General features: G+C 69.1%; 18 protein-coding genes. 9 read left to right on the plus strand and 9 right to left on the minus strand.

Annotated features, from left to right (window positions below; genetic code table 11):
* Positions 1-53 precede the first annotated feature (53 nt).
* From NL126_RS07095 to lipA, 4 genes are all read right to left on the minus strand, one after another.
* Positions 54-1,610, minus strand: coding sequence for a dihydrolipoamide acetyltransferase family protein (locus NL126_RS07095; protein ID WP_255198227.1), 1,557 nt, complete (start codon positions 1,608-1,610; stop codon positions 54-56).
* Position 1,611: 1 nt separating this feature from the next.
* Complete coding sequence (locus tag NL126_RS07100) at positions 1,612-2,592, minus strand: alpha-ketoacid dehydrogenase subunit beta (RefSeq protein WP_255198228.1); 981 nt, start codon at positions 2,590-2,592, stop codon at positions 1,612-1,614.
* A gap of 2 nt (positions 2,593-2,594) precedes the next feature.
* Positions 2,595-3,701 carry a pyruvate dehydrogenase (acetyl-transferring) E1 component subunit alpha gene (gene pdhA, locus NL126_RS07105; protein WP_255198229.1) on the minus strand — a complete coding sequence of 369 codons (1,107 nt, stop codon included), beginning with the start codon at positions 3,699-3,701 and terminating at the stop codon, positions 2,595-2,597.
* 242 nt (positions 3,702-3,943) lie between these two features.
* Positions 3,944-4,885, minus strand: a complete 942-nt coding sequence (gene lipA / locus NL126_RS07110) for a lipoyl synthase (protein ID WP_255198230.1) — start codon at positions 4,883-4,885, stop codon at positions 3,944-3,946.
* A 158-nt stretch (positions 4,886-5,043) separates the two neighbouring features.
* On the opposite strand from lipA, the gene NL126_RS07115 reads away from it, so the two are divergent.
* On the plus strand, positions 5,044-5,667 hold the full coding sequence (locus tag NL126_RS07115) for a histidine phosphatase family protein (protein ID WP_255198231.1): 624 nt from the start codon (positions 5,044-5,046) through the stop codon (positions 5,665-5,667).
* Here NL126_RS07115 and larE read toward each other — a convergent pair.
* Positions 5,664-6,536, minus strand: a complete 873-nt coding sequence (gene larE / locus NL126_RS07120; protein WP_255198232.1) for an ATP-dependent sacrificial sulfur transferase LarE — start codon at positions 6,534-6,536, stop codon at positions 5,664-5,666. The genes NL126_RS07115 and larE overlap by 4 nt on opposite strands.
* Positions 6,537-6,660: 124 nt before the next feature.
* Here larE and NL126_RS07125 point away from each other — a divergent pair, with 124 nt between their 5' ends.
* Together NL126_RS07125 and NL126_RS07130 are read left to right on the plus strand one after the other, a co-directional pair.
* Positions 6,661-8,634: a MutS-related protein gene (locus NL126_RS07125; RefSeq protein WP_255198233.1), complete on the plus strand. Its 1,974-nt coding sequence runs from the start codon at positions 6,661-6,663 to the stop codon at positions 8,632-8,634.
* Between the two features lie 103 nt (positions 8,635-8,737).
* On the plus strand, positions 8,738-9,862 hold the full coding sequence (locus NL126_RS07130; protein ID WP_255198234.1) for an ORC1-type DNA replication protein: 1,125 nt from the start codon (positions 8,738-8,740) through the stop codon (positions 9,860-9,862).
* Positions 9,863-9,994: 132 nt separating this feature from the next.
* Here the strand turns inward: NL126_RS07130 and NL126_RS07135 are convergent, their stop codons facing one another.
* Entirely contained in the window at positions 9,995-10,690 is a 696-nt protein-coding gene (locus NL126_RS07135) for an SDR family NAD(P)-dependent oxidoreductase (protein ID WP_255198235.1), read from the minus strand.
* 137 nt (positions 10,691-10,827) lie between these two features.
* Here NL126_RS07135 and NL126_RS22110 point away from each other — a divergent pair, with 137 nt between their 5' ends.
* On the plus strand, positions 10,828-10,986 hold the full coding sequence (locus tag NL126_RS22110) for a DUF7563 family protein (RefSeq protein WP_434084161.1): 159 nt from the start codon (positions 10,828-10,830) through the stop codon (positions 10,984-10,986).
* A gap of 8 nt (positions 10,987-10,994) precedes the next feature.
* On the opposite strand, the gene glmM is transcribed toward NL126_RS22110, so the two are convergent.
* Positions 10,995-12,296 carry a phosphoglucosamine mutase gene (gene glmM, locus NL126_RS07140; RefSeq protein WP_255198236.1) on the minus strand — a complete coding sequence of 434 codons (1,302 nt, stop codon included), beginning with the start codon at positions 12,294-12,296 and terminating at the stop codon, positions 10,995-10,997.
* A 47-nt stretch (positions 12,297-12,343) separates the two neighbouring features.
* On the minus strand, positions 12,344-12,508 hold the full coding sequence (locus NL126_RS07145; protein ID WP_255198237.1) for a hypothetical protein: 165 nt from the start codon (positions 12,506-12,508) through the stop codon (positions 12,344-12,346).
* An 85-nt stretch (positions 12,509-12,593) separates the two neighbouring features.
* Between NL126_RS07145 and rpiA the strand changes: the two genes are divergently transcribed.
* Positions 12,594-13,283, plus strand: a complete 690-nt coding sequence (gene rpiA, locus NL126_RS07150) for a ribose-5-phosphate isomerase RpiA (RefSeq protein ID WP_255198238.1) — start codon at positions 12,594-12,596, stop codon at positions 13,281-13,283.
* 95 nt (positions 13,284-13,378) lie between these two features.
* On the opposite strand, the gene NL126_RS07155 is transcribed toward rpiA, so the two are convergent.
* The gene (locus tag NL126_RS07155) at positions 13,379-13,546 is read right to left on the minus strand and encodes a DUF1931 domain-containing protein (protein WP_255198239.1); all 168 of its coding nucleotides are present in this window, start codon (positions 13,544-13,546) and stop codon (positions 13,379-13,381) included.
* 210 nt (positions 13,547-13,756) lie between these two features.
* Here NL126_RS07155 and larB point away from each other — a divergent pair, with 210 nt between their 5' ends.
* From larB to NL126_RS07175, 4 genes are all read left to right on the plus strand, one after another.
* Positions 13,757-14,530, plus strand: a complete 774-nt coding sequence (gene larB, locus NL126_RS07160; RefSeq protein WP_255198240.1) for a nickel pincer cofactor biosynthesis protein LarB — start codon at positions 13,757-13,759, stop codon at positions 14,528-14,530.
* A gap of 134 nt (positions 14,531-14,664) precedes the next feature.
* Entirely contained in the window at positions 14,665-14,820 is a 156-nt protein-coding gene (locus tag NL126_RS07165) for a DUF7563 family protein (RefSeq protein ID WP_255198241.1), read from the plus strand.
* Positions 14,821-14,849: 29 nt separating this feature from the next.
* The gene (locus NL126_RS07170) at positions 14,850-15,101 is read left to right on the plus strand and encodes a GIY-YIG nuclease family protein (protein ID WP_350355528.1); all 252 of its coding nucleotides are present in this window, start codon (positions 14,850-14,852) and stop codon (positions 15,099-15,101) included.
* 32 nt (positions 15,102-15,133) lie between these two features.
* Positions 15,134-15,853: a topoisomerase DNA-binding C4 zinc finger domain-containing protein gene (locus NL126_RS07175; RefSeq protein WP_255198243.1), complete on the plus strand. Its 720-nt coding sequence runs from the start codon at positions 15,134-15,136 to the stop codon at positions 15,851-15,853.
* Positions 15,854-15,884: the final 31 nt, after the last annotated feature.

Raw genomic sequence — 15,884 nt, forward strand, 5'->3', positions numbered from 1 at the left:
GAGTGTTTATATACTCCTGCCGACCCGGCGGGTTCAGCGACGGGAGGACGCAGCTACTCCAGCAGGAGTAGCTCCGGGTTCTCCAGGTAGTTCATCAGGGTGTTCGCGAACTGTGCGGCGTCGGCGCCGTCGATGACCCGGTGGTCGATGGACAGCGAGATGGGGATGGTCCACTTGGGGACGACCTCGCCGTCCTCGACGACCGGCCGCTGTTTCAGCTCCCCGAGGCCCAGAATCGCGGTCTCGGGGTAGTTGATGATGGGGGTCGCGTACTCGCCGCCGATGGCACCGAAGTTCGTGATGGAGAAGGTGCCGCCCTGCATCTCCTCGCGGGAGATGGAGCGGTCGCGGGCCTTCGAGGCCAGCTCGTTCACGTCGCTCGCGACCGTCAGCATGTCCTTCTCGTCGGCGTTCTTCACCACCGGGACCATCAGCCCCGCCTCGGTCGCCACCGCGATGCCGATGTTGTAGTAGTGTTTGACGAGGATCTCCTCGGCGTCCTCGTCGAGCTGCGAGTTGAGGACGGGGTGCTGTTTCAGCGCCGCGACGATGGCCTTCACGACGAACGGCATGTACGTCAGCTTGATGCCGCGCTCCTCGGCGGCGGGCTTGAGCCGCTTCCGCGTCTCCACGAGGTTGTCGACGACGACGGTGTCGTGGTGCGTGACGTGCGGGGCGCTGTACTTCGACCGCTCCATCGCCTTGCCGATGGTCCGGCGGATGCCCTTGTACGGAATCCGCTCGACCTCGCCCTCGGCGGTGGTCTCGGTGTCCGGCGCCGTGCTCGGGGCCGCTGCCGACACGGCCTGTGCGTCGGCTTCCTGTGCAGCGCGCTGGGCTTCCGCGTACTGTGTCACCTGCTCGGGCGTGACGAACGGCTGGCCGTCGCGCTCCTCGTCGGTGGGGACGTCGTTCAGGTCGACGCCCTCCTCTTCGGCGAGGTTGCGGGTCGCGGGCGCGGCGAGCGTCTGGTCGCGCCCGGCTCGCTCGACGGACGACGCACTCGCCGTGGTCGAGGGTTCGGGTTCCGCCTCGTCCGCCTCGTCGGTGACCTTCCGGGTCGCCGATTTGACCGCGGAGTCGGCTTCGTCGCTCTCCGTACTCTTCCCACCGCCCTCGGCGTGTGCCCGAACGTCCTGGTCGGTCACGCGCCCGCCGGGACCCGAGCCCTCGACGGCCGCGATGTCGACATCCAGTTCACGCGCTAGCCGACGTGCGGAGGGTGCCGCGAAGGTACGGCCGCCCTTGCTGGCAGCGCCTGCGGAGTCGCCGTTGGCGTCGCTCTCGTCGACCGGTTCGACGGCCGACTCGACGGCGGGCTCCTCGGATTCGGCCGCGCCACCGGATTCTTCGACCGGCTCTGCGGCCTCGCCCTCGACATCGAACGTGATGATGACGGTGCCGACCGGGACCATCTCACCCTCTTCGGCGAGGATCTCCCGGACGGTGCCGTTGACGGGCGACGGAACCTCGACGACTGCCTTGTCCGTCTCGACCTCGGCGACGGGCTGGTCTTCCGAGACCGTGTCGCCGACCTCGACGAGCCAGCTGACGATTTCCGCTTCGCTCAGCCCTTCGCCGACGTCGGGGAGTTTGAACTCTCGGACCATTTTAGACCTCCATCGCCTCCCGGATACCGTCCTCGACGCGCGCGGCCTCGGGCATGTAGTAGTCTTCGAGCGCATAGAGTGGGTAGGGCACGTCGAAGCCCGTGATGCGCTTGATCGGGGCTTCCTGATACAGCAGGGCCTCCTCCTGAATCGTCGCCGTGATTTCCGCGCCGAGGCCGCCCGTCTTGGGCGCCTCGTGGACGACAGCCGCGCGGCCGGTCTTCTTGAACGAGTCGACGATGGTGTCCCAGTCCATGGGTGAGAGGGTGCGGAGGTCGACGACCTCCACGTCGATGTCGTCTTCCAGATTCTCGGCCGCTTCGAGCGTCGGGCGGGTCATCGCGCCCCACGTGAACACCGAGATGTCGGTGCCCTCGCGCCTGATGGCCGCTTCACCCAGCTCGACCGTGTAGTCCTCGTCCGGCACTTCCTCGCGGAAGGCGCGGTAGATGAGCTTCGGTTCGAGGAACACGACCGGGTCGGGGTCGCGAATCGACGCCGCGAGCATCCCCTTCGCGTCGTACGGCGTCGAGGGCACCACCACCTTGAGGCCGGCTTCGTGGGTGTAGAACGCTTCCTTCGACTCGGAGTGGTGTTCCGGCGCGCGGATGCCCCCACCGTAGGGGGCGCGCAGCGTCATCGGCACCGTGAAGCGACTCCGCGAGCGGTTGCGGAGGCGCGCCGCGTGCGAGACGATCTGGTCGAACGCCGGGTACATGAACCCGGAGAACTGTATCTCCGGGACTGGCTTCATGCCGTAGGCGGCCATGCCGATGGCGGTTCCGACGATGCCCGATTCGGCGAGCGGGGTGTCGATGACCCGGTCGTCGCCGAACTCGTCCCAGAGTCCCTGGGTGGCGCGGAAGACGCCGCCGTTCTTCCCGACGTCCTCGCCGAGCACGACGACGTCGTCGTCGCGCCGCATCTCGCCCATCATTCCGTCCCGTACCGCCTGCACCAGCGTGAGGTTCTGACTGCTCATGGTTAGTGTTCGAGTAAGGTGTCGTCGCCGTACTCCGCGCGGAGCTGTTCGAGGTATTCGAGCTGCTGTTCGAGCCGCTTCGGCATCTCCGCGTACACGTCGGCGAACATGTCCGCGGGCTCGGGCCGCTCGTACGATTCGGCGGTCGTGATGGCGTCTGCGACCTCGTCTTCGACCGACTGCGTGATGGCGTCGACGCGCTCGTCGTCGAGGACGCCGCGGCCCCGGAGGAACTTCTCCAGCCGCGGGATGGGGTCCTTCGCCTTCCAGCGTTCGACCTCGTCGTCGTCGCGGTAGACCGAGGGGTCGTCCGCGGTCGTGTGCGCGCCGAAGCGGTACTGGACCGCCTCGACGAGCGTCGGGCGGAGCTCGCCCTCGCCCGGGTTCTTCGCCTTGTCGACGGCCTCCTTCGCCACCTGATACACCGCGAGCGGGTCCATCCCGTCGACCTGCACGCCGTCGATGCCGTAGGCGGTCGCCTTCTGGGCGATGGTCTCGGACTTCGTCTGTCGCTCGCGCGGGACCGAGATGGCCCACTGGTTGTTGTTACACCAGAAGACGGCGGGCGAATCGAACACGCCCGCGAAGTTGAGTCCCTCGTGGAAGTCTCCTTCTGACGTTGCGCCGTCGCCGAAGTAACAGAGGACGGCCTCGTCGTTGCCCTTCAGGCGCGCGGCCCAGCCGAGTCCGGCGGCGTGAGGAATCTGCGAGGCGATTGGGACCGCGACCGGGAAGATGCGCAGGCCTTCGAGGGCGTTGCCGCGCTCGTCGCCCATCCAGTAGCGGAGCGTCTGGTCGAGTTCGAGGCCGCGGACGTACGCCGCGCCGTGTTCGCGGTAGGAGGGGACGAGCCAATCCTGCTCGTCGAGCGCGAACGCCGAACCCACTTGCGCACCCTCCTGTCCGGAGAGCGGCGGATACGTCCCCATCCGGCCCTGCCGCTGGAGGCTCACCGCCCGCTGGTCGAAGTGGCGGGCGAGTTTCATCGACCGGTACATCTCGACCATCGCGTCGTCCCCGAGGTCGGGGACGGTCGCCCCGTCGAGCACCTGGCCGTCCTCGTCGAGTATCTGGACCCGGTCGCGCGGGTCTCGCTGTAGCACACTCACGGTCGGACCACCCGTACTGACATACGGGAAGGCTCACTCGCCCGCGTGATATGGTTTTCGTAAATACCTTTCTCTGGGTGCCGTTATTGCCGAGAGCACTCGGACGAACGTCTACCTTCCGTCGAATTCACTCGGTGAATCTGGACGCTCGTGGGAAATCATCCCGGGTTCGTGGGGTGACACCGTGTCTCATCCCGGGTTCGGGCAGGTGGGATCTCGGCGGCTCCGTCGCCCAGGTGATTTTAGTCGCCGCGCACTCGTGCCTGCTTGCGTGCCTCCTCGACGCTCAGCCCCTCGCGGGCGACCGCCTCGACGAACAGTTCGCCGGCCTTGAACGACGACCGCACCATCGGCCCCGACGCGCAGTAGAGGAAGCCGAGTTCCGCCTCGGCGACCTCGCGCCAGGTGTCGAACACGTCGGGGTGGACGTAGTCGAACACCTCGAGGTGGCGACGCGACGGCTGGAGATACTGGCCGAACGTGACGATGTCGACGCCCGTCTGTTTCAGGTCCGAGAGCGTCTGGTACACCTCGTGGTCGTACTCGCCCACGCCGAGCATGATGGACGTCTTCGCGTAGCAGTCGGAGTCGGCGATTTGTCCGAGGACGGACAGCGACTGCTCGTAGTTCGCCCGGCGGTCCCGGACGGGCCACTGGAGTCGCTCGACGGTCTCGACGTTGTGCGCGAGCACGTCAGGCCCCGCGTCGATGACCTTCTGCACGTCCGCTTCGTCCCCCTGGAAGTCGGGAATCAGCGCCTCGACGAGAATCGAGGCGTCGCGGGCCTTGATTTCGCGAACGGTCTCGGCGAAGTGGCCCGCGCCGCCATCTGGGAGGTCGTCGCGGTCTACGGAAGTGAGGACGACGTAGTCGAGGCCGATTTTCGCCACCGCGTCGGCGACGTTGGCGGGTTCGTCGGCGTCGAGCGGGTCCATTCCCCCAGTTTTGACGTCACAGAAGTTACAGCCCCGCGAGCAGCGGTCGCCCATGAGCATGAACGTCGCGGTGCCGGGGCCGTTGCGCCCGCTCCAGCAGTCGCCGAGGTTCGGGCACGACGCCTCCTCACAGACGGTGTGGAGGTCGTGCTCACGGAGGGTGGATTTGATCTCGGCGAACCGCTCGCCGGAGGGGGGTCGCATCTTCAGCCACTCCGGCTTGCGTGGGCGGTCGCGGGTGCCGCTCATTGGCCTGATATTCGGCCGTGGGGACTAAAGCATGCTGGCGTCGGTGTGTGATCGGTTATTAGCGCTCCTGCGGGCGTGGCCGACGCGGGGTGTCGTCCCACCGCAATCCACACCTGGACACGAACGCTCATCACCGCGCGACCCAACACACCGACCAGATGACCACCATCGTCGTCGTCCGGCACGGCGAGACGGCGTGGAACCGCGAGGGGCGAATGCAGGGGTGGGCGCCCGTCCCACTCAACGACACCGGGCGCGAGCAGGCCGAGGCCGCGGGTGCGTGGCTCGCCGACCGGTACGCGTTCGACGCGGTCCACGCCTCCGACCTCCTGCGGACGAAGGAGACGGCCGAGCGCCTCGTCGACCCGCTCGAGTTCGACCTCGCCGACACCTCCTACGAGATGGCGTGGCGCGAGCGCGACATCGGCGTCTATCAGGGGCTCACCTACGACGACGTGTTCGACCGCTTCCCCGAGTTCGGACTGGGGGAGGCCGCCGTCGACGCCGCCGACCGCGTGCCCGACTCGGGTGAGAGCCTTGTGGACGTGTACGACCGCGTCACGGACCGCTTCGAGGCGATTCTCGACGAGGCCGGCCCCGACGAGACGCGGCTCGTCGTCACTCACGGCGGCCCGGTCTACATGCTGCTCGGGCACGTCGAGGACCTCCCCATCAAGGAGGCCGTCCTCGACCACCACATCGACAACTGCGGCGTCACGGTGTTCGAGCACTCGGAGGAAGAGACGCGCGTCGTCGAGACGAACGGGCGCAGCTGGGCCTAGTCGTCGGTCGTCGGGTACTCCGCGTCGAGAACCGCAGCTTCGTCTGGTTCGTCGTTCGCGGGGGAGACGCTCCCGGTCCGGTAGCCGTCCAGGTCGAGCGTGACGTGGTCGAACCCGCAGTCGAGCAGGTGGTCGCGCGCCGCACGCACGAAGTCGACGTCGAGCGCGCGCTCCAGTTCCGCTTCGCCGACTTCGATGCGGGCGAGCCCGTCGTGGTCGCGCACCCGGAACTGTTCGAACCCCCACGTTCGCAGGAGGGTCTCGGCCTTCTCGACGCGGGAGAGGCGCTCCTCGGTCACTTCGAGCCCCGTGGGAATCCGCGAGGAGAGACAGGCCATCGAGGGTTTGTCCGCCACGGAGAGGCCGTAGTGGTCCGCGATCGCTCGCACCTCCGGCTTGGTGATGTCGTGTTCCAGCAGCGGTGAGTAGGCGTCGAGTTCCTCGACGGCGCGCAGGCCGGGCCGGTGGCCCTCGCCGGGGTCGTCGGCGTTCGTCCCGTCGCAGACCACGTCGATGCCGAGGTCGCGGGCGGCGTCGAACATTCGTCCGAGGCGCATCGACCGGCAGTGGTAACAGCGGTCGCCGTCGTTCTGGACGAAGTTCAGGTCGTCGAGTTCGGAGAAGGAGACGATCTCGTGACGGACGCCGATCTCGTCGGCGACGCGCGTCGCGTCCTCCAGTTCCGCCGCCGGTAGGGTCTCTGACTTCGCGGTGCACGCGACGGCGTCCTCGCCGAGCGCGTCGTGGGCGATGGCGGCCACCACCGAGGAGTCCACGCCACCCGAAAAGGCGACGAGCACCCCGTCGAAGGCCGCGAGGTCGTCGCGCGCGGCGTCCAGTTTCGCGGCGACGGCCGCGTCGAGAGTCATGGTCACCCTCTGCGTTCGACGGAGAAAAGCGCCACGGGAACCGTCGCTCGTCGATGCTGACGCCATGACCCACGATTGCTAGCTCCGATGGAGTTTTCCGGGCTGGCGGTGCTACGGTATCCCAATGAATCTGGAGTCGGTACCGGGTGTCGGTGCGAAGACGGCCGACCGACTCCGCCAGCTCGACGACCCCGAGGGCGCCCTCGAACGCGGCGACGTGGCGGCTATCGCCCGCGCACCGGGCATCAGTCAGGGCCGCGCCGCACGCATCGCCCGCGGTGCCATCCGGGCGCGACACGGCGACGATGGGGCGTTCCTCGTGACCGACCGGGCGCGGGAACTGTACGACGACGCCCTCGCCCTGCTCCAGGAGCGAGCCGTCACCACCTACGCGAAGCGCCGACTCGAGACGCTCTATCCGTCTGCGAGCGGGTCGCGCATCGCCGAGGTACGCGAGTTCGCCGCGGCCGCGACCGAACGCGACCCCGACCCCGACGTGCTCGAGGCGCTGGACGGGGTCGAACCCCTCGACCCGCCGCGAGACGTGCGGGTGCGTGACCGCTGTCTCGCGACGACGGACGCCGAGACGTACACAAAGGCACGCGAGGCCATCCCCGAACTCTCCGTGGAGCTCGTCGAGGACGCCCGCGGGCTCGCAGAACTCGCACGGGGGTACGCGACGGTCGTCGCGCTCGACGAGACGTTCGTCGGGGTCGACGTCGAGGGGGACGTGCGCGTCCAGCCCGACGCGCTCTCGGACCCGGTCTCCATCGTCCCCGAGCGTGCCCTCGCGTTCTTCACGCAGAACCGCGACCGGCTCCGAGCCGCCGCGCGCGTTCACGCGGCCGCTGGCCTCGATGCTCCGCTCGACCTCGACACGCTCGACGACGCACTCGCTCGCCTCGACGCGGACGGGACCGTTGCCGGTGACGACGAGCTCGACCGACTCTCCACCGCGGTCGACGACCTCGACACCGCGGTGTCGATGGCCGAGAGCGTCGCCAACGACCGGCTTCGTGAGGCTATCGAGGCACAGGACGTGACCATCGAGGGGGCGGACCTGCTGTCGCTCGTCGAGCAGGGTGCGGGCGTCGATTCGCTGCTCTCGCGCGAACTCGCCGACGAGTACGCCGAGGCGGTCGATGCGGCGCGCGACCAGCTGGTCGACGCGCTCGCGCTCCGTGACCACGCTGACGTCGCCCACGAGGCGTTCGGCGACGACCCCACGTTTCCGGTCGAGGCGAGCGACCGCGCCGTCTCCAAACTCCGAGAGGAACTCACCGCCGAGCGCGACCGCCGGGCCGCACGGCTCAAGCGCGACCTCGCGGAGTCGCTCGCGGACATGCGGGCGCCCGCTGCGGACCTCGTCGACGCGGCACTCGAACTCGATGTCGAACTCGCCGTCGCGCGATTCGCCCACGATTTCGACTGCACGATGCCCACCTTCGATGGCAAGGGGTTCGCCATCGAAGGCGGTCGGTCCCCGCTGCTCGACGTGCCGTTTGACGAGGTCGACCCGGTGGACTACGCCGTCGAGGGCGTCGCCGTCCTCTCCGGGGTGAACTCCGGGGGGAAGACCTCGACGCTCGACCTCGTCGGGCTCGTGGCCGTGCTCGCGCACATGGGGCTCCCGGTCCCCGCCGAGGTCGCGCGCGTTGAGCGATTCGAGGCGCTCCACTACCAGGCCAAATCGCAGGGCACGCTCGACGCCGGGGCGTTCGAGTCGACACTCCGGGAGTTCGGCGACGTCGCGACGGGCGGCGCGAAGCGGCTGGTACTCGTCGACGAATTGGAGTCCATCACCGAACCGGGAGCGTCGGCGCTCATCATCGCGGGCATCCTCGAAGCGCTCGCCGAGAGCGACTCGACGGCGGTGTTCGTCTCCCACCTCGCCGCGGAGATACGCGACGCCGCCGACATCGACGTCACCGTCGACGGCATCGAGGCCGTCGGGCTTCGCGACGGGGAACTGGAGGTGACGCGCTCGCCGAAGAAGAACCACCTCGCGCGGTCGACGCCGGAGCTCATCGTCGAGAAACTCGCCGCGGCCGACGACGGCGAGTTCTATCCACGGCTGCTGGAGAAGTTCGGCGAGTGACGGCCGGACGGCCACGAGCGTGGTCGCGTCGGTCCGGACGTGGGCGCCGAACGCCCGGACCGCGGTAACGGTTAAGTGCCCCCGGAAGCGAGGTGAAAGTGAAATGAGCGAGGGTGGCGATATGCTCGGCTGGGACGAGTCGGTGTTCCGCGACGAGCACGTCTTCGACTTCGAGTACGTCCCCGAGACGTTCCGCCACCGCGACGAGCAGATGGAGACGCTCAAGTACGCGCTTCGGCCCGCAGTTCGCGGGTCGCGCCCGCTGAACGTGATGGCACGCGGCCCCCCGGGAACGGGCAAGACCACCGCGGTCCAGAAGCTGTTCGGCGAGCTCGCGTCCGTCTCCGACGTGCGGACGGTACAGGTGAACTGTCAGGTCGATTCGACGCGCTACTCGGTGTTCTCGCGGCTGTTCGAGGGCATCTTCGAGTACGAGCCGCCCACGTCGGGCATCTCGTTCAAGAAGCTGTTCGGCCAGATCACCGACCGGCTCGTCGAAGAGGACGAGGTGCTCGTCGTCGCGCTCGACGACGTGAACTACCTGTTCTACGAGAACGAGGCGTCGGACACGCTCTACTCGCTGCTGCGAGCACACGAGGCGCACTCCGGTGCCAAGATCGGCGTCATCGTCGTCTCCTCGGACCTCGACCTCGACGTCATCAGCGAACTGGACGGCCGGGTCCAGTCGGTGTTCCGACCCGAGGAGGTGTACTTCTCGAAGTACGGCGAGCGCGAGATCGTCGACATCCTGCAGGAGCGGGTCGACCGCGGGTTCCGCGAGGGTGCCGTCGGTCCGCAGGTGCTCGACCGCGTCGCCGAGCGGACTGCCGAGTCGGGCGGTGATCTCCGGGTCGGCATCGACCTGCTCCGACGGGCGGGGCTCAACGCTGAGATGCGTGCCTCCACGGAGGTCGAAGTCGAGGACGTGGACCGCGCCTACGAGAAGGCGAAGCACGTCCACCTGTCGCGGCACCTCCGCGGGCTCTCGGAGTCCGAGCGGGCGTTCCTGCGGGTGCTCGCCGAACACGACGGGAAGCGCGCTGGCGAGGTGTACGACGCGTTCAACGCCGAGACGGACCTCGGCTACACCCGCTACTCGGAGATCATCAACAAGCTCGACCAGCTCGGCCTCGTCGACGCCGAGTACGCCGAGGTCGAGGGCCGGGGCCGCTCGCGGGAGCTGCGGCTGGCGTACGACGCCGAGGCGATTCTCGACCGCCTGGAGTAGCGCGCTTCTAGAGGGCGAACAGGCGGGCCGTGGCACTGCCCCGAGCGGCGGCCCACACTCCCGCCGTGACCGCTCCGGATGACGGTTACGTCACGGGTTCGGTGGCCGCGCTCCGGTACTTGAACCTTCGTCTCAGAACTCCTCGACGTGTGGCCTGAGGTCGAGTTCTAGCGTCCACGCGCGCCGGTCCTGTTCGACGAGTTGCCAGTACGCGTCGGCGATGGCGTCGGGGTCGAGGTACTCGTGGGCGTCGTCGGCGTCAGCCGACATCGAGGGTGGCCGGATTCCGCCGTCGATGACGACGTGTGCGACGTGTATCCCCTGGGGACCGAGTTCGCGGGCCATCGACTCGGCCATCCCGCGAGCCGCGAACTTCGCCGCCGAGAAGCCGATGGCACCCTTGCGTCCCCGGACCGAGGTGGTCGCACCAGTGAAGATGACCGTCCCCCCGTCGCCCGCATCGAGCATGTCCGGGACGGCCTCCTGCACGCAGGAGAGCGCGCCGCGAACGTTCACGTCGAGGGCGGTGTCGAACTCGTCCGGCGAGATGTCGAGAGTTCCCTTCCACGAGGCGGCCGAGGCGTTGAGCACGAGCACGTCGACCGGGCCGAACGCCTCGCGGACGGCCTCGAACCCTGCGGCGACGGCGTCAGGGTCCGCGATGTCCGTCTCGACGGCGAGGGCGTGGTCGAGTTCGTCAGCGAGCGTCTCGATGTACGAACTCGAACGGGCGAACAGGCCGACTGACCAGCCAGCCGCATCGAACCGCCGCACGACCGCCGCGCCGAGCCCCGGCCCGACGCCAGCGACGACTGCAGTTGTTGTCATACCCGAGATAGGTGCTCCCGGTACAACTAGCTACGCCACCGGTATCGGCGTGAACCGGGCTCGTTCGCGTCAAATCCTGCTGGTTTGCTAATGACACCCACGCTATTGTTATGGGGGTAGACGCCGTCGCACGGAGTATGCCGGAATGCCAGAACTGCGGTTCGTTCGTAACGGCAGCGTACGCACGCGTCTTCACGCCCAACGGCATCGAGGACCCACGCGTGTGCCCCCAGTGTGAGGACAAGATCCGGGACGGGGCCGACGTCCGGGAGGCCCGGTCTACCCGACGAACGTAAGTTCTGGCCTATCGCGCGTTCTCGACGAGCGAGCGCGCCTCCTCGAACAGTTCTTCCGCCCGCGCTTCTTCGCGAGCCTCGGCTGTCACGCGCACGAGCGGCTGGGTTCCGCTCGCTCTGAGCAGGAACCAGCCGCCGTCGACGGCGACGCGGACGCCGTCGAGGGTCGTCACGTCGTCGTACTCGTCGAGCACCGTCTCGCTGACGCGCTCCATCACCGCCGCCTTCGCGTCGAGTTCGATGCTCCCGCGCCGGATGGGATACTCGGGAATTTCCGCGATGCGGTCGGCGAGCGGGCGCTCGCTCGCCAGTTCGACGAGCTTGCAGGCGGCGTACGGCCCATCGGGACACAGCGTCTCGGTCGGCCAGATCCACGCGCCCGACGGCTCGCCGCCGAACGCCACGTCCGGGGCCGTCGCGGCTTCCGCGACGTACACGTCGCCGACGGGCGTGCGCTCGACGCCGACGCCCCGTTCGGCGAGGTAGTCCTCGACCGCGAGGCTCGTGTCGACCGGGACGGCGACCCGCTGGCCGTCGCTCGCGGCGTCGGCCGCGAACAGCGCGAGCGTCGCGTCGCCCGAGAGGTAGGTGCCGTCGTGGGCGACCGCACGCATCCGGTCGGCGTCGCCGTCGTGCGCGATACCCACGTCCGCGTCGGACTCGCGGACGAGCGCCGCGAGCGACCGGCAGTTCTCGGCCGTCGGCTCGGAGGGTCGCCCCGGGAACGAGCCGTCGGGCTGGGCGTTCAGCGTCTCGACTGCACAGCCGAGGGCCGTGAGCGCGTCGACGGTCACGCCGCCCGCGCCGTTCCCGAGGTCGACGACCACGTCGAGCGGGTCGGGGTCCACGCTCCCGACGAGGGTCTCGATGTGTCGTGGCCCGGCGTCCGCCTCGGTTCGGGTACCGATGCCCGCCCAGTCGCGCAACTGGAAGTCGGCTTCGCGGAGCCGACGCTCCACCTCCTCCCGGAGTGCACCGTCGTACGCCTGTCCCGACGGCTGCCAGAGCTTGATGCCGTTGTCGGGGGCGGGGTTATGGCTCGCGGTGATGGAGACGCCGGCGTCGGCGTCCTCCCACGCGACCGCGCGGGCCACCGTGGGCGTGGCCGCGAGGCCGAGGTCGACCACGTCCGTGCCGGTCTCGCGGAGGCCCGCCGCGAGCGCGTCGAGCAGGAACGTCCCCGAGTCACGCGGGTCGCGACCGACGACGACCCGGTCGGTGTCCATGCCGACTGCGCGTCCCACCGCCAGTGCGAGGTCGGCGGTGACCTCGTCGCCGACGGGACCCCTGATGCCGCTCGTGCCGAACATGGTCGTGCGTCGGTCGCACCGGGGAAAGGTACTCTGGTGCTAATTCCTCACGCCGGCTCCCAGTTACAGGACGTTCCGGTCGCCAACTCCTCGCGGTCGACGTACTCGGTGAGACACGCCCAGTTGCAGAACGGGTACGTCCCGCCGTCGTGTTCCGCGAAGACGGGGTCGTGCGCCTCGACCTCGCAGCCGCAGTACGCGCAGTCGGTCATACCCGGGGTACGGTCGGGACCGCAATGAGCCCTTTGGGGGCCGAGACCACGCGGGTTTTTGTCCTCGCCCGGACGAGCCTCGCGCATGAAGCAGACGGGCGGCTCCGACGAGGCGAAACGTCGCGCGGGGGAGGCGGCGGCCGAGCGCGTCGCCGACGGGATGGTCGTCGGCCTCGGGACGGGGTCGACCGCGGCACACGCCATCCGGGCGCTCGGCGAGGCGGTCGACGCGGGGCTCGATATCGAGGGCATCCCGACCTCCTACCAGTCGCGCAAGCTGGCCCGCGAGGTGGGCATCCCGCTTTCGAGCCTCGACGTCGCCACCCCGGACGTCGCCATCGACGGTGCCGACCAGGTCGCGGGCTTCGACCTCGTGAAGGGCGGTGGGGCGGCGCACGCCCGCGAGAAGTACGTCGATTCGAGCGCGTCCGAGTTCCTCGTCGTCGCGGACCCCTCGAAGCTCACCGAGACGCTGTCACATCCGGTGCCCGTCGAGGCGCTCCCGGACGCGGTACCAGTCGTCGAGTCGCGGCTTCGCGACCTCGGCGGCGACCCAACGCTGCGGGCGGCCGAACGGAAGGACGGCCCCGTCGTCACGGACAACGGGAACCTCCTGCTCGACTGCGCGTTCGGAGACATCGACGACCCGCCGGCGCTCGCGGCCAGTCTCGCGGCCGTGCCGGGGGTCGTCGAACACGGGCTGTTCGTGGGGCTCGCGGACACCGTGTTCGTGGGCGAGGAGTCGGGCGTCGAGGTGCGCGAGACCGACCGATAGCGGCCTCGATCTGTTCGCCCGGTCGCTCGGCGACGGAGCTGTCGCTGTCGGGTGGCGTCGAAAGAATGGTCGTTTTGGGGACTGTTTCGACCGAGTTACAGGTCGCGCGGCTGGACCGTCTTGCGGTCGTTCTCGGAGGCACGCCGGGCGGCGTCCTCGAGCAGCTCGGCGACTTCCTCGTCGAGCGCGTCGTAGAAGTCCGACGCAACGTTCATGTCATCGAGCGCTTCCTTCACAGCGGCCTTGACGATCAGGTCTGCCATACGGGGCAACTGTTGCTGGGGGTCCTTTATAAGATTTCCCAATCTACGGCGTCCTCGCCGCTTCTCGCGCCCGTTCTCCGGGTAGAACCGGGAAGGTTTCGCCGGCTCTCCGGCGCTGCTCCCCCAGCAGTCGCTCACGTGGCGCCGTCGACGGGCCACTCGCGGGTCGGTCCCGACGGATTAGTGTTCGTGCGCGCCCGACCCGAGGGTATGCGCGACATCCTGGAGCAGGTGGCCGCTGGTGACCTCTCGCCGGCAGCTGCCGAGGTGGAACTCCGTGGCTTCGCGACCACGGAGGCCGGCCGGTTCGACGCGGCTCGCGAGGGTCGAAGTGGCGTCCCCGAGGCCGTCCTCGCGGACGGCAAGACGCCCGCGGAGACGGCCGGGCTCGCCGTCGAGAGTTTACGAACGACCGGGCGTGCGCTCGTGACGCGCGCCCGCGAGGACCACGTCCGGGAGGTTCGAGACGCCATCGCCGACGACCACCCCGACGCGACGGTCGAGTACGACGACCGCGCGCTGACGCTCGTGGCCTACACACAGGCGTTCGAGCGGCCGTCACTCGACGCGACCGTCGCGGTCGTCACGGCCGGCACCTCGGATGCGATGCCTGCGGGGGAGGCGGCGGTCGTCGCTCGCGAGATGGGCGCGGCCGTCGACCGGGTCGACGACGTGGGCGTCGCCGGCATCCACCGGCTGTTCGATTCGCTCGACGGGCTCCGCGCGGCGGACGTCATGATCGTCGCCGCCGGGCGCGAGGGCGCGCTCCCGACGGTGCTGGCGGGGCTGGTCGACACGCCCATCGTCGGGCTGCCGGTGTCGAACGGCTACGGCTTCGGCGGTGCGGGCGAGGCCGCGCTCGCCGGGATGTTGCAGTCGTGTACCGCGCTGTCGGTCGTCAACATCGACGCCGGGTTCACCGCGGGCGCACAGGCCGGCCTCGTCGCACGGGCGGTGAGTGCGGCGCGAGGTGGCGGCGTGTGAGGCGGCTGTGCGTGGCCGCTCGTTACGCGTGCTAACACGCCTGAGACGCGGCCCGTGTGACCCGATGCCGAGGGTATATGTGTATCGAAGTCTTACTGTGGGTGCCGACAGGGCGTGTCCGTGTCGGCAGGATAATGCCCAGGTGCGACCACTGTGACGCGCACGTCTCGGACCGATTCGCCCGCGTCTTCGCGGACGAACACGGGCAGGTCATGGCCTGTCCGAACTGCTCGGCGAACGCCGGTATCGCCGAGGTCTCCCGGGAGCGCACACACGAGACGCGGCTGTAGTGCCGCAGTACCGACCCCCAACCACAGGGGTGCCCTCTGATGGCCATTACGTGTACGTCTTGGCGTGCAGCGACGGCACCCTCTACACCGGCTACACCACTGACCCCGAGCGACGCGTCGCGGAGCACGACGCCGGCGAGGGCGCCAAGTACACCCGCGGGCGCACGCCCGTCGAACTCGTCCACCTCGAGGAGTACGACTCGAAGAGCGCCGCGATGTCCCGCGAGTACGAGATAAAGCAGTTCTCCCGCGCCCGCAAGGAGGAGCTGGTGTTCGGCTAGTGTTCAAGTAGGAGCACGCGGCCACCGGCCCCATGCCCGATGCCCACGTCATCGCCGGCGACTGTACCACCACCTACGACGGCGACCGCGCCTTCGAGAAGCGAGGCCGAGTCGTCTGCGTCCGCAAGCCCGACGACACCGTGCTCGTCCACGACGCCAGCGGCTACCGCCCGGTCGCGTGGCTCACCCGCCCCGACGCCGCCGTGGTGGCCGGTGACCCGCCGACGCTCGAAGCCCGTGACGGCGACGCCCGCCTGCGCGTGCTGTTCCACGCCGTGAGCGTCGACGCCCGTGTGCCCGTCTCCGCGGCAGGTGAACCCGTGGGCCTCTGTCCCGACTGTGACGGCGCACTCGTCCAGCGGTCGGGGACGCTCGCCTGTACCGACTGCGAGCGCGAGCACGGACTGCCGTCCGGCGCGACGGTGCTCGACGAGACGTGTGACTGTGGCCTCCCGCGCATCGCGGTGACGCGCGGCGAGCGGTTCGAGGTGTGTGCCGACCGGGGCTGTGACCCGCTCGACCCCAAGATCGATCGCGTGTTCGACCGCGTGTTCGACTGTCCCGACTGCGGCGACGACCTCCGGCTCGTCCGGGCCGGTGGGCTGTTCCTCGGCTGCGACTCGTACCCCGACTGCGAGGTCGCGTTCTCGCTCCCCGAACGCGAGCACGTCGGCCACTGTGACTGCGGCCTCCCTACCTTCGCCGCCAGCGACGGCCCGCGATGTCTCGACGCCGACTGCTCGTCTCCGTAGGTTTTTCCCGCTCCGCGTCTCCGGTCCGGGT

The sequence above is a fragment of the Halorarius litoreus genome, assembly GCF_024362405.1.
In the GTDB taxonomy this organism is placed as follows: domain Archaea; phylum Halobacteriota; class Halobacteria; order Halobacteriales; family Haloarculaceae; genus Halorarius; species Halorarius litoreus.